The organism is Brevibacillus sp. 7WMA2 (genome assembly GCF_010748895.1).
Taxonomy (GTDB): Bacteria; Bacillota; Bacilli; order Brevibacillales; family Brevibacillaceae; genus Brevibacillus_B; species Brevibacillus_B halotolerans.
Genome location: NZ_CP048799.1, coordinates 4819572 through 4833452 on the forward strand (window position 1 = coordinate 4819572; position 13881 = coordinate 4833452).

The 13881-nt window shown below is 39.8% G+C and carries 14 protein-coding genes and 1 tRNA gene; 8 read left to right on the top strand and 7 right to left on the bottom strand.

Features of this window, described 5'->3' with window-relative positions; translation table 11 throughout:
• Positions 1-84: 84 nt before the first annotated feature.
• Positions 85-804, bottom strand: a complete 720-nt coding sequence (locus GOP56_RS20755; protein WP_051876104.1) for a thioesterase II family protein — start codon at positions 802-804, stop codon at positions 85-87.
• Between the two features lie 490 nt (positions 805-1294).
• On the bottom strand, positions 1295-1921 hold the full coding sequence (locus tag GOP56_RS20760) for a YdcF family protein (RefSeq protein WP_254068489.1): 627 nt from the start codon (positions 1919-1921) through the stop codon (positions 1295-1297).
• A 42-nt stretch (positions 1922-1963) separates the two neighbouring features.
• Here GOP56_RS20760 and GOP56_RS20765 point away from each other — a divergent pair, with 42 nt between their 5' ends.
• The 4 genes from GOP56_RS20765 (at position 1964) to GOP56_RS20780 (ending at position 5119) form a co-directional block, all read left to right on the top strand.
• Positions 1964-2986: an aminoglycoside adenylyltransferase domain-containing protein gene (locus GOP56_RS20765; RefSeq protein WP_254068491.1), complete on the top strand. Its 1023-nt coding sequence runs from the start codon at positions 1964-1966 to the stop codon at positions 2984-2986.
• Positions 2987-3192: 206 nt separating this feature from the next.
• On the top strand, positions 3193-4230 hold the full coding sequence (locus GOP56_RS20770) for a methyltransferase (RefSeq protein WP_163246518.1): 1038 nt from the start codon (positions 3193-3195) through the stop codon (positions 4228-4230).
• A 257-nt stretch (positions 4231-4487) separates the two neighbouring features.
• The gene (locus GOP56_RS20775) at positions 4488-4682 is read left to right on the top strand and encodes a helix-turn-helix transcriptional regulator (RefSeq protein WP_101667539.1); all 195 of its coding nucleotides are present in this window, start codon (positions 4488-4490) and stop codon (positions 4680-4682) included.
• A 41-nt stretch (positions 4683-4723) separates the two neighbouring features.
• A complete protein-coding gene (locus GOP56_RS20780; protein WP_101667540.1) occupies positions 4724-5119 on the top strand; it encodes a hypothetical protein in 396 nt (131 codons plus the stop codon).
• A gap of 152 nt (positions 5120-5271) precedes the next feature.
• On the opposite strand, the gene GOP56_RS20785 is transcribed toward GOP56_RS20780, so the two are convergent.
• Positions 5272-5622: a BLB8/JUQZ-1 family protein gene (locus GOP56_RS20785; protein ID WP_163246519.1), complete on the bottom strand. Its 351-nt coding sequence runs from the start codon at positions 5620-5622 to the stop codon at positions 5272-5274.
• 821 nt (positions 5623-6443) lie between these two features.
• Between GOP56_RS20785 and GOP56_RS20790 the strand changes: the two genes are divergently transcribed.
• Entirely contained in the window at positions 6444-8462 is a 2019-nt protein-coding gene (locus tag GOP56_RS20790; RefSeq protein ID WP_163246520.1) for a serine hydrolase domain-containing protein, read from the top strand.
• 307 nt (positions 8463-8769) lie between these two features.
• Positions 8770-9321: a GNAT family N-acetyltransferase gene (locus tag GOP56_RS20795; protein ID WP_101667542.1), complete on the top strand. Its 552-nt coding sequence runs from the start codon at positions 8770-8772 to the stop codon at positions 9319-9321.
• Positions 9322-9498: 177 nt separating this feature from the next.
• Here the strand turns inward: GOP56_RS20795 and GOP56_RS20800 are convergent, their stop codons facing one another.
• Positions 9499-10221, bottom strand: a complete 723-nt coding sequence (locus tag GOP56_RS20800) for a copper amine oxidase N-terminal domain-containing protein (RefSeq protein WP_003339082.1) — start codon at positions 10219-10221, stop codon at positions 9499-9501.
• Between the two features lie 353 nt (positions 10222-10574).
• On the opposite strand from GOP56_RS20800, the gene GOP56_RS20805 reads away from it, so the two are divergent.
• Positions 10575-11231, top strand: coding sequence for a DJ-1/PfpI family protein (locus GOP56_RS20805; protein WP_163246521.1), 657 nt, complete (start codon positions 10575-10577; stop codon positions 11229-11231).
• Between the two features lie 56 nt (positions 11232-11287).
• Here the strand turns inward: GOP56_RS20805 and GOP56_RS20810 are convergent, their stop codons facing one another.
• Both GOP56_RS20810 and GOP56_RS20815 read right to left on the bottom strand, forming a co-directional pair.
• Positions 11288-11470, bottom strand: coding sequence for a hypothetical protein (locus GOP56_RS20810; protein WP_163246522.1), 183 nt, complete (start codon positions 11468-11470; stop codon positions 11288-11290).
• A gap of 174 nt (positions 11471-11644) precedes the next feature.
• A tRNA-Ala gene (locus tag GOP56_RS20815) sits at positions 11645-11720 on the bottom strand.
• Positions 11721-12017: 297 nt separating this feature from the next.
• Here GOP56_RS20815 and GOP56_RS20820 point away from each other — a divergent pair.
• Positions 12018-13367 (top strand): methyl-accepting chemotaxis protein, encoded by a 1350-nt coding sequence (locus GOP56_RS20820; protein WP_163246523.1) that lies wholly within the window; start codon positions 12018-12020, stop codon positions 13365-13367.
• Positions 13368-13506: 139 nt separating this feature from the next.
• Here GOP56_RS20820 and GOP56_RS20825 read toward each other — a convergent pair whose 3' ends face one another.
• Positions 13507-13845: a TM2 domain-containing protein gene (locus GOP56_RS20825; RefSeq protein WP_022584535.1), complete on the bottom strand. Its 339-nt coding sequence runs from the start codon at positions 13843-13845 to the stop codon at positions 13507-13509.
• Between the last annotated feature and the right edge of the window lie 36 nt (positions 13846-13881).

Below are 13881 nucleotides of genomic sequence, written 5' to 3' on the forward strand. Positions count from 1 at the left end.
TTTTATAACGGTAAAAAGGCATTTCCTCCAGATCGGGTAGGAAATGCCTTTTTTATAGGTATGATGAGATAGCTAACGTATCGTTTATACCTTGAGCATAGTTGAGAGCAAGGTTTGATTAACTAGGCTGATCACAGCCTGCTCGTGCTCCTGAATGAAGAAATGCCCGCCGTCAAAGGTGGCAAAGCTGATATCTTCACTTGTATGTCTACTCCATTCTGTCATTTTATCTACAGATACGGTGTCATCCTTTGTCCCATAGAGAACTGTAACCGGTGTGGTAATAAGCTCTCTATTCAGATTAGGTGCATACGTTTCTACTAATTTAAAATCTCGTTTAAGAATAGGCGTGAAGATGTCCATTAACTCTGTGCTTGTCATCAGTTCGGCTGGAGTTCCGCCCATTGATCTAACTTCCTCCCAAAACGCTTTGCCTTCAAGCTTATGGCGATTCGTTGTGGGTGCGATATGGGGAGGATTTTTTCCAGAGAAAAAAGTGGTGATTGGCATAGGAGCATTTTGCTCTTTTAAAGCATGAAGCACTTCAAAAACGAGCAAGGCCCCCATGCTATGACCAAACAATGCATACGGGCTGGAATCTAATTTACTCTGTAAGAACGACAAAATATCGGACACCGCTTGCTCTATATTTTCGTACAGAGGCTGGTTAAATCGACTTCCTTTCCCGGCAAGCTCAATAGGGATTAGCTCTATATTTGGGAGAAAAGCTTTTTTCCAACTGGTGTATACGCTAGCAGATCCCCCGGCATAAGGGATACAAAATAATTTCATTTTGGTTGACACTTGTAACCTCCTTGTTTTCCTACCAGTACTAGTTGCAGGATGTATGTTTTGATAAGTCAGTATTTTTACATTATACAATAAATGAAGGGTATTTTTTACTTTTTTGCTCATTTTTGTGCCCTAAAATATGATGCAATCAGAAGCGGAGGGAACAAAAGTGAAAATGCCGGTAAGAAATGTAATGCCAATTGGAAGCGTAAAATGCGAATACATTTTTAAAAAAAGACGGCTTAGTTCTGCAATGGAAGGGATATCAGACACATAATCCAAAAAGACTATGACTTTTTAGTTAAATGAATAGGTAATATGAGTAAAGAACTAGGTGAAATACACTTTTAGTGAAAAAAATAGCGGCTAATGTAAAAAAAGTACGGTATTCTAAAAGAATATGAAAAATCATCTAGCAATATATAGATATTTTTGCATGAATTCATGGGAATTCAGTCTCTGTTGTTTTTAAAACATCTGACCGAAAATGAAAGAAGGGAAACTATTTATTTCCCTTCGCCTTTTCTTGGGCAGGCAGTACCAAAAGCTTATGATAGATCCATTTGGTATACGCAAAGCCTTCCTTCACACGATAGTAAGGGATATAGATGCTTGCTGAGTCGGTTCCAACCGGGTATGCATCCATTGCTAATACATTGGCCATTTCCATGGCACGCATTAAATGATAATTATGGCTTACGATCAATGCTGTGTGATAGCCATTTTCCTGCATGATTTTCTGGCTGAAGCTGAGGTTTTCTAGCGTATTTACAGCCTTGTTTTCTAGGTAGATGCTGGAGGCAGGGACCCCTTTCTTTAAAAGATAAGTACTCATAACATCAGCTTCGCTATGCTCTTTCCCTTTTCCAAGTCCGCCAGAAACAATAATGGATTTTATGTATTTTTGCTGATAAAGCTCGAATGCTTTTTCTAAACGTTCTGCCAAGGCGGGACTGGGCTGATCACCATGGACAGCGGCGCCAAGGACAATCGCAACATCGGCAGGCAGTGGCACAGCGGAACGTTCTACTTGAGCCATTCTATAAAAGATGAAGCTAAACCATAGGATGGCCAATAAAAAAATAGGGACTCCCACGCGTAGCATCCCTTTTTTTAGGAACAGTAACAATTTACTCGCCTCACTATTCAATAGAATTATAGGATGATGGAAATGACTTGGTCAAAACCTAGTAAAACTGCATATGTAACCACAAGCGTACTTCAAGATTTATCCGATCAGTCGGCACCAGATGATGTATATGCTTCTTCTGCGCCTACGAATGTCGGTTTTGATAAATTGATACGTGGAAACAAAAGAAAAGGATTTTTATCTTCAGCGGCCTATCGAAACGCTAACCATTCGTTTGATTCTTGCCATTCTGATGATCGGCTTGCTGCGTCTCACTCTTCTAAAAGAGTACAAAAGCTGCCAAACGAAATTGAGCGCCCTCTTCAAAGCTTTCTGAATGGGCTGCAAAATCTCCTTGGATCACAGCTCATCGGCTTTTATCTATATGGTTCTATTGCGTTAGATGCGTATGTTCCTGGCGAGAGTGATATTGATTTCCTCTGTGTTACAGATGGCGATTTACAAGAGGTGGATATGTGGCTGATCGAAAAGCTATTTTTCGATCAGATGGCTATATATCCAATTCTCGCTAAGCTAGAAGGAAATTTCCTCGCGGTACATCGGCTACCATTACATAATCGCTGCGAATGCGCCCAGTGCTTTGAGGGGGCTTATTTAGTCAAATCGCCCCGAGATTGGAACGCCATTACATTACTATTATTACGTAATCATGGAATCCCTTTGCTAGGACCAGCTACAACTGAAATAATACCAGAGGTTTCAGCCTCAGAGTTAGCGAATAACATGATTGGGAACCTACTGTATTTTGAAATAAATAGGGAGCATTATTTTAATCGAGGTCTACATGACCAGGTTTTTGCGGTACTAACGCTTTGCCGGATTCTATATACGATGCGCACCGGTGAAGTTGTGAGTAAGCAAGCCGCTGCTGAATCGGTATTGTCTCAGTTGCCAGCTCTCGGAAAGGTCATCATCAAGAGAGCGCTACGTGTATGGGAAAAACGACCAGATACAGTTAGGATGGCAAAAACCGGTACGGATCTCGCTCCAAAGGATAAGCTGCTAGAGTTTGTTTCGATTGTAAAGAAGCTTGCAGTGGATTAAAGGTAATCAATCTCTCACAAATAGTAAGACGTAACATAGATGATGAACGTAACGTCTTTATGTAAAAAAACATGTAACGTGGATTTTGCATGGAGAAGCTACTATTCACATTTTTGTGCGTCTTTTTTTGTTTTACAAATATACATTTAATGACAATAGAGTTATAATTATGAATATTTCATCTAAACAATGGGAGGTGCTTGTTCATGTTTTTAAAGGAAAAGGATACAGCCGAAATGCCGGCACATGTAGCTCTTCTTGAGAAACTATTTATGCCTTTCATGTTTCAAGCGATCTATGTAGCCGCAGATTTACACCTTGCTGACCATCTCAAGGATGGGGCAAAAAGTATTGGTGAACTAGCTCAAGTAACACAGACAGATGAATCAGCTCTTTATCGTCTACTACGCTCCTTAACTAGCATGGATATTTTCAAAGAAAGCGAAAAGGGAATCTTTGAGTTGACGCCAATGGCTGAATGGTTAAGAAGTGATGTGGAGGGTTCACTACATTCCATGGCATTGATGTTAGGTGGACAACCAATGTGGAACCTATTACCGGAATTACTGACGAGTGTAAAAACAGGCGAATCATCCTTCGAGAAAACCTTCAAGCAATCCTTTTATGAATATTTAAATCAATCAGAGAACAAAAAAGCTGGAGATATCTTTAATCTAGCGATGTCTCATAATACACAACGACAGATTAAACAAATCCTAGCCAATTACGATTTTTCCTCTTATCGTCAAATCATAGATGTGGCAGGTAATCATGGACAATTACTTACAGCGATTTTAAAGGAAGCATCGGATAGTAAAGGGATCATATTTGATCAGCCTTATGCGCGTGAACTCGCTTTAGCTAACCTAAATAAGGCACAAGTATCCGATCGATGCGAATTTGTAGTAGGTGATTTTTTCAAAGAGATTACAAAAGGCGGAGATTTATATATTCTCAAGCATATCCTACACAATTGGAATGATGAGAAAGTGATTGAAATTCTTACGCAATGTAGAGAAGCAATGGGGGATAGCAGTAAACTCTTAGTGATTGATTCCGTCATTGAAGAAGGAGACTCAAAAGATTTTGCGAAATTCCTTGATTTACAAATGCTACTTCTACTGGGAGGAAAGGAACGGACGCAGGAAGAATACTCCCAATTATGCGAGGCAAGCGGATTGTTTATTCACAGGGCGATTAAACTACCGATGAGCATGTCTTTACTGGAGATTTATCCAAAGTAGAGTATTTTATCTAGCATGGAAAAAATATCGGAATAGAACGGCCCCTATGTTTAGATGCGAGCTGATGGGCTGATAATGCTGTCTGAAGCGAAGAAATGTTCGCTCTCAGGCATTTTTTTTGTGTAGTCAATCTGGATTCATCCTATGATTGAGAGGGAGCAGGCAGGGGGAAAGTTTTGTAAAATATATTTGACATTTACATTCCTTTCTTAGTAAGATGATGTCAAATGTGTTTTACATTTTTGAGAGGGGATTTCATGGAGAATAAGATAAAGGAATATCGGAAAGCGCTTGGGCTGTCCCAAGATGATTTAGCCAAAGCATGCGATGTTTCAAGGCAGACGATAAATGCAATTGAAAATAACAAATACGATCCCAGTCTGGTTCTTGCTTTCCAGCTTTCTTATGTATTGGGCGGTAGTGTTGATACCATTTTTTTGTTTAAAAAATGAAAAGTCATAAGACTAGCAATGAAGGATGAGGAGTGCGTCAGATGCCAATTGGAAATAAAAGACTTATTGGGGGAATTATTTCGGGGATCGCAGTGCTTGCTATCGTAGGCTATAACCTTTTTAAATATATGCAGGGTCAGCAGTTAGGATTCAGTGACCTGATTAGTATCCCCATTATTTTGATGTTTTTTTTCAATACAATTTCATGGAATTCAGCAGAAGAGCAACGGGATGAGCTAGGTCAGTTAATCACATGTAAAAGTGCCAAGATTAGTTATTTTGCTCTGATGATCGTAATTCTTATTGTTTTCCTATGCGAGGAAGCTCCGTTCCATTCTCATCAGCCCATAAAAAATATGTCTTTGTTCCTGGTGCTTTGTGCATCAACCGTTATTTTACCGGCAGTTGAATTTATCGTCTCTAGACGATTTCGCTAACGATCCTGCAGCGTGGATTTATCATGAAAAGATTGGCAGGTAGTAAAATACCAATGTGTGAATATCTTCAGATTAAATTTTATATTTGAACCCAAAAATCTCTCTAATCGATCAGAGAGATTTTTTGTATGCAATCCTGTATCTAATCCTGATTAGTAGGGAACAGTTATATTCCGGATATAATTCAATGTACCGTTTTTGTAGACATAAATGGACGCATTGCCAGGCTGAACTGCGGTAAATTTATTAAACTGAGTACTACTATCGTATTCAACCCTGATAACCTCACGACTTTGAAATACTTTTTGCGACCAGCCATCCTTCGTGCTTATTCTGATATGTGACCCAAGATTCCATGTTTCATTAGAGGTGCGAATTGATGCTGTGACGTTACTAGAGTGTTTGGCTGGTGTAGCCATTGCACTTGATGCTGGTAAAAATGGTGTTACTGTGATCCCAAGAGCTAAAGAGAAAGCAAATAATGTTGAGACAGCTTTTTTCATCAAGGAAGCCCTCCTTACATTTTTGAATATTACAACAACTATGTTACCTTTAAAATCAAATTATGTAAATTAAATCCATAAAAATCAGAAATCTCTCTAATCCGATTACTTTTTATACTAGCTTTTTGTTTACGACCAAGAAGTATGAAAAGCTTCTATAAGGATTTTCTGATGTCTATTGGAGAGTGGCAAGCTATTACGCATATGCCTTTTACTCTTTTAGCAAACTAAGGAATAGATTTTTTACCTTTTACCATAGCTTCCTCGCAAATCCTTGACCTGTAGCCTGAGAACAGATGGAGGAATTTTTGATTTGTATAAAAGCATTCGTTTGATTGCGAAGCCCTCCCTCTTAAGCATGAGGGTATGGCCCTCGCTTCCTCTCGGGAAATGATCCCTCGCCTCGAATTGCCATGAGTGTTTCTTGTTAATGTGCTCGCGATAAAGGAAAAGTGATTCACTGGCATTCGAACAGATTAATAATACAGAGCAGGGAGCACAACCTAATGTTTACCTCGACTTATACCCCGTAGGATAGGCAAGAAAAAGCCTATGCCATCACCTCACTAAAGCCACAGTGATGTAGAATAAAACACATTTTTATGACTCTAATCAGCATACAACGAACGGGAATAAGCTTTATTGGTTACGACAGCTATTTTTGTAGCTTCGTGATAGAAATCTCACAGCTCACAAAAGAATAACGCATGTCAGTTCTTACAAAAGGAGTGATCTTGTGATCTTCTAGACGAACTCAGAACGAATGGAATGTCGGACGAAACGGCCATGTACGTGAAAATAAAACCAAAAGGAGAGTATCTATGCCTATCCATGAAATGCTTCGGTTAAAAATATGTAAGGTACTAGGTCTGACCCTGCTTATTTTTTCACTGATTGCTACACCGATGATTTATGCAGCGGAGACGAAAGTAAACCCGACTGGGCCCACGAATGCAAAAGAAGTAGAGAAGTTTGCTGATCAATTTTTCAACCGTCCCAAAATCAAAGAAAAGCTCACCGGTGCTGCTTTTGTTGTCGTGAAGGATGACCAAGTATTGTTCAAGAAAGGCTATGGATATGCTGATCTGGAGAAAAAGCGGCCTGTTGATCCAGACTCTACTGTATTTCGTATCGCTTCGATTTCTAAAATCTTCACGTCCACAGCAGCTATGCAGCTCGTTGAACAAAATAAGCTAGACCTAAATAAGGACATTCAGGAGTACCTGAAGGATTTCAATCTCAACAATAAAACAGGCAAAAAGCTCACCTTGGATCATTTAATGTCACATATGACTGGCTTTGAGTATACCGATCTTCCTTCTATGGATACAGAATCACCCAACAAGTATTATCCATTGGATGAATTTGTTAAACAGAATGCTCCAAGCATTGTATCCAATCCTGGAGAGGTGTTTCGGTATGACAATTATGCTTTCGTCTTGCTAGGATACATTGTACAGAGCATGACTGGTGTACCATTTCATCAGTATGTGGAAAATCATATTTTTAAACCTCTAGGCATGAATAGCAGTAGTTTTATCATGAGACCCGATATACATGCTAATCTGGCTACTCCATATGATGGCGCAAAAAAACCAATTCCTGAATATGGCTCGATTCCTACAGATGCACCAGACGGGAGTATGCTATCGACTGCAGGTGACATGGCGAAGTTCATGATCGCTCATCTTAATGGTGGTAAGCTTGCAGGGAAACAGATTTTGCAGGAAAAAACGGCAAAAACCATGCATCAGGTTCGCCATAATCTCCACCCTAAAATTCAAAATGGCGCATACGGATTCGAAACATTTTTCCAAAACCATTACAATCAACAAGCTGTGATAGGCAAGGGCGGGGATTTGCCTGGATACCATTCTTGGATGTGGCTTTTACCCGAAAAGAAGGTGGGGGGATTTGTTGTTTTTAATGGAGATGGGGCGAATTTTCGTGAAGAGCTGTTCAAAGCGTTTATGGATCATTACTATCCAAAACCAGTAGAAGATAAGGTAGATGTACAAACCACCAAAAAAGGGCTGCAACGCTTTGTCGGCGTTTATCAGGATTTACGCTCCCCGTATTGGGTGTTTCGAGTCAATGTATTAGATGACGGACAACTGATGGTTAAAGACCCTTTGGGTAATCATAAGTTTCGGCAAAAGGACCCGTTTTTGTTTGAAGATGAGCAAGGAATGAAAGCTGCGTTTAAAGTAAATCCGAATGGCTCAGTTGACTATTTTTATTACAATAAGGTGGATAGCTGGGCGCAAAAGAGACCGGAGCCAAAACCATATAGTGATGTCGCCAAAGACCACGAATTTGCCAAATATATTTACGATGCTAAACAGCTTGGGTATCTAGTTGAAACTCCCGACAATAAGTTTCACCCCGAAAAGCCAATTACTCGGGGAGAATTTATTGCTCAATTACTACGGGTTATAGGAGTTCCGCCTTCTAAAAAACCGCCAATGTTTAAGGATTTACCTGGTAATGAATACGCTGGGGAAATTCAAAGCGCTCTAGATTACGGGCTCGTAGAAAAACCAAATCATCAACGAATTGAGCCAAATAGACCAATTACCCGAGAAGAGGCGGCAATACTCGTTTGGCGGGTGGCCAATAAAAAACAGGTACCTCCTTCTGCAAAAGTGTCTTTGAGCGGCAAAACAGATTCCTGGGCTATGGATGGCGTTAACTATGTAGTCTCAAAGGGCTTGTACGGTCCAGAGGTTAAACCAAATAGTCGAGGAGAAATCGATTATAAATCCAAGCAGCCAATGCTTCGTCAGGAGGCGGCTGCACTGATCAGCTTATTTGCACAACGCTTTGTTTCGAGCGAATAGGAAAGGAGAAATGCAGCTCTGCTACCTTTGCAAGGTTTGACGCCTAAGAAGGACTGTATGTCTAAGGAGCAGAGGATACACATGACTCCACAGAGAACAGAAGGATTCTCTGTGGAGTTTTATTTGTAGTCAGGTTATGAGAAAGTTCAGGAAGTAAGCTGGGATTAATTAGAAAAATATCTTGTTATAAAAGAAGAAATACGTAATAATGTCTGTAGCTTTATATTTTTCTTATGAAGGGAATGAGTTATGCCAGGTAGCTGATGGTCTTTTCTTACTCAACGTATAAAACATTGGAGGTAAGACCATGAAAACAGAAGTAATCATTGTAACAGACAGATTGCTAGTAAGGGAAATGACGCTTGAAGATGCAGAGGTTTTATATCGCTATTGGTCAGATGAGGAAGTAACAAAGCATATGAACATCTCTTCCTTTACACAGGTTGATCAAGCTAAAGAAATGATACAACTCCTCCTTGATTTAGGGAAGGAAGGGAAAGCATATCGTTATTCCATTGTAGTAAAGGAAACAAACCAAGTCATTGGAACTTGCGGGTTTAATTATATAGATCGAGAAGATAATCGAGCTGAGATTGGATTTGATTTGGGGAGACCATTTTGGAAGAAGGGCTATGCTAGAGAAGGCCTAGAGGCGCTGGTTCGCTATGGATTTGATGTCCATAAGCTTAATCGAATTGAGGCAAAGGTTGAACCAGAGAATGTCAATTCAAAGATGGTTCTAAATAAGCTCTCCTTTGTGCACGAAGGACTGCTACGAGAACACCAAAAATCAAAAGGAAAGTATGTTGATTTACACATGTTTTCGTTACTGAAAAAAGAGTATCTTGAAAAGGAATAAAGAATTTCTCTTGAGATAGAGCATATAGTTGGTATCCTGAATAATGAGTAAGATCCCCTTTACGTAACCAGGAAGAGAAGTACCTTGCTGTTACATAAATGGGAATTATAATGGGAAGTAGAAATTAACATGAGAAAGGGCGATCCTAATAGGTCGCCCTTTCTTATATTAGCTTTATTAGTTTTCCGTAAGCGTAATCTTACCAGTGGATGCTTTTCCTTTGAAATCATACAAATCTTCATCTTCATCGGTATCAGTAATGGTACCTGTAATGTCTGCATCTTCAAAGGTAGAATCTTTCCATACCATTTTACAAATCTTTGTTACAAAATCCTTTAAATCATCCTCATCTAGATCATCGTACAGGTCTCCGTCCTCGTCCCTATCGAACTCAATCGTGATTTCGATATCATCTTCATCACCGTATAAGGTAATATCCCAGTCAATATCTTCCCAGTCAGCGTATTTTTTCTGGATATCATATTCAAGATCGTCTAAATCGTCGCTTTTGCTACTCTTTTTGCTTTTATCCAATTCATCTTGAGCATCCCGTAATTCTCTTTCCAAATCAGCAATTTTAGCGTCTTTGGTAGCCAATTGAGATTTCAATGAAGAGAAGGTTGGGTCTTCACGGTCTGTTACAGATACTGTGTAGGTTGCTTGATCCCAATCCACGTTTTTGTTGAACACATCTGCCATCATACGGATTGGAATGTAAGTTGTGCCATTCACAATAAATGGTTCGGTTGGAGTTGAAACCTCATAGCCGTTATGTTTTACCTTTACATTATTATACGTAGCTTGTACCGTTTTTTTCATAACAGCTGCATCAGTTGTCGCAGGTAGTGCCCCAATTAATAGAGCAGAGGATAATACGAGAATTGCCTTCTTTTTAAACATCAAGATCCCTCCAAGTAATCGTTCTTTCTAGTGCTGAATTTTGTACCAAAGCAAGAAGTTTGTCTGTTGTAAGAATAGAAAAATGCTGAAATTCTTTCCGGTTCTAACAATTTAGAACCTCAACTCCTTGGCTAACCCTTGTCATTTTACAAAAGAAAGAAGTCATGCAGATGTCAAAACAAAATGTTTTTTAGGGAATTTATGACAATGATGTAGTCGGGATTGAGTAATCAGCAACGAAAGAAGCCCCAACGTGGAAATGTGCTCTTCACAAAACCGACACTAATATACTATAGAGGGGTATAGTACAATGATTTTGAGTTGATAAATCATTATGTTGGAGGAGAGATATCATGAAAGTCGCAATTATGCTTTACAATGGGATTACTGCGCTAGATGCAATAGGGCCGTATGAAGTATTTGCTGGTGTAAAGGGCAACGAAGTGAAGTTTGTCGCCAAAGATAAGGGTTTAATCAAGCTTGATTCTAAAATGGGGTATTTGCATGCGGATTTTAGTTTTTCTGAGGTTACATCGGCTGATATTCTTGTCGTCCCTGGTTGTTGCCCTCCTAACTATAAGTCTTTGATGAATGACGAAGACACATTGAATTGGATTCGGAAAATACATAAGACGACGAAGTGGACCACATCGGTGTGTACCGGTTCTCTGATTTTGAGTGCGGTAGGCTTGCTAAAGGGATTGAAGGCAACCAGTCATTGGAGTTCCTTAGATTTACTTCGGTCCCTTAGTGCTATCCCAACTGATGAGAGAGTGGTTCGGCAGGGCAAAATCGTTACAGCGGCCGGTGTTTCCTCCGGTATCGACATGGCCCTCCAGCTAGTAGCATGGGAATCAGGAGAAGAGATGAGCAAATCAATCCAACTGCTTATGGAATACGATCCTATGCCTCCGTTTGATACTGGATCACTAAAGAAAGCTCCAGCTTCCATGGTAGAACAATTACGAGCGATGCTTCAAAAGCTTGAAAACAAAGAGCCTGAATTATAAATCACATATAAGACGTAAGTAATCTAGCTGAGCTTAATGAGTTTGCCCTCAACCAGTTACTGTGTAAAGTATACCAATGTTAAGTGGTATCGATGTAGCTCCAGCTCCAGCTTATCGTCATTATCATGAAAATAGATATCTACATACAAAAAAAGCATCATTCTTTCTTTATACTCATAGAAAGGATGATGCTTTTTTGGCCTAGCTGGGGGCAATAAGAGTAAGTCCCTTACTGCCAAAACAAAAACGCTCCTTTTCGGTATATTCACGGGTGAGTGAAGAGTGAACTAACACCGAAAAGAAACGTTTTATAAAAGCGTGTAAGCCGTTGAATGATCCGATCGTTCTCCTCTGAACTTAGCGAATTACCAAGGATAAGAATCTGGATTAATCTTGGCTATGATAAAAAATGATGGTGGACCCTATCGGGATCGAACCGACGACCTCTACACTGCCAGTGTAGCGCTCTCCCAGCTGAGCTAAGGGCCCACATTTAGTGAACTTATGGAAAAAGTATAGCATAGTGTCTTCTTCTTATGCAACAAAAAAACTTAAAATTTTGCCATTTATCATTCAAACATGTACATATTATAAATATAAGACTAAAATATTCCGATAACATTGATGACAACTGGAAAGGAACGGAAATATACCTCTTACTAACTTATTTGCTACAATCGACCAGTAATTCCGATTTCCAATCCAGAAAACACTTAAACGAGTTACCCAGTTATACGATCGAATATCGATCATGCCCAAGCCCAACAAGCCTAAGGAGGAGTTACCTTGTTTACAATTTGGAATAAAAAAAAACCATCACCAGCACATGAATCATCAGAAGTAGATAAGCAGCAGACGAAAATCCGCTTTTCTTCAGGCACTTCACCAGCTATAGCATCTACCAATATGAATTCTGTGGCCCGTACACATCCATTGATAGAAGCTGATACACATAATCACTTGCTTACAAGCATTGGTCTCTACGAACAAAATATGAAGCTAAGTCAAAGCGGCAAGCTTTTAGACGAGCTACAAGAGACAACGAAGCGGGCCATTCACGTGAGTAAATCCTCCGAGGAATTAGCTTGTTCGGTAGTCGACGTAGCCGAAAGTACAAGCAAAATGGCGCAGTTTACCGAAGAGACAACAAACAAGGCATATCAAAGTGGCAAGAGTATCAGTGAATCGCTGGCTATCTTTCGTGAGGTAGAAAATTCCGTTTGTTCTATGAACAATACCTTCGACAGCTTGCAACAGGGTATCATCTCAACACATAAAATTGTTGATACCATTCAGAGTATTTCTAACCAAACCCATTTACTAGCGCTGAATGCTTCGATTGAGGCAGCAAGATCGGGTGAGCATGGGCGAGGCTTTGCTGTCGTTGCGCAGGAAGTGAGAAAGCTGGCTGAGGAGACGAAGCGTGCTCTGGCGGATATTTCTACTCATATGGAAGAGGTCATGAAAACATCTCTGACAATGCGTGAACAGGTGCAAGCAACACAACAGCAGGTGGCAGTAGGGGCTCATCAGGCTACGGAGGCGGAGGTTTCATTGCGGCATATGATTGAGGAGATGCGCAGTATTGAGACACAGACCAGTAATATCGCATCCATTACGGAGGAACAAGCCGCAGCTACGCGCGAAATTGACGAGCATATACATAATATCGTGGAACAGATTTCAGAATCTAGTGAATCCTTGCGAAATATGGGAATAGAAGTGAATGCGCTTTCGCAAAAAATAAATCAGAATAGGCTATACAACATTGAGGAGTATGGGAAGCAACATGATTGGCATGACCATCCTGATTTGTTAAAGCAGGTCGTCATTCAAGATCATCTTTGGTGGGTGTGGAAGGTATACAATGCGATTTATGGATTTGAGGTATTAAATCCTCATGAAGTGATAGATCATACGGCATGTCGATTAGGGCGTTGGTATAAGCTAGAGCAAGATCGTGTTCCAAAAGCATTAAAGTCTGGTTTTGAGAAAGCGCATCACAATGTCCATCGCTTAGCAAAAGAGATTGCTGTCGCACTTCAGAATGGCGATAAACATCGAGCTAAAGCTTATCAAGCAGAGCTAGAGCGGGCTTCTAGTGAAGTTGTACAATTTATTGAGAAAATGATGTAACAGCACAAACGCCATATTTTCCTATTATAAATCTCTATATTCAAAAAAGCTCTCTAGGCCGATTAAACGTCCAGAGAGCTTTTTATTATCACTAAACCTGATTAATTGCCTTCATTTCCTATACAGTGCCTGCACAACCTTATGTAGTTGTTACAATGTTAATCATTTTTACCTTTTGAATAATCGTTGTTTCCAACTGTTCATTAAGCTTATCAATGCGTTTTCCGATGAGAAAAACATCAATAATGGCCCAAACAGTAATTGGAATAAACATAAGAAACCAACTGATGACACAAACAACGATCATACCAATAGCAATTCCATTGTCACCGCTATAAAATCGATGACCTCCGAAGATGCCTAAAAAAATCCACAGAAGATAGGTAATCAGTTTTGATTTTTTTCGTTTTTCAAATTCTGCGTTTACCATAAGTTGTTGATTGGTAGTTAAGCTTCGCCTTGCAGTCAAATTATCCATGACATTCCTCCCGACAGAATGAGCACATACCCAAGC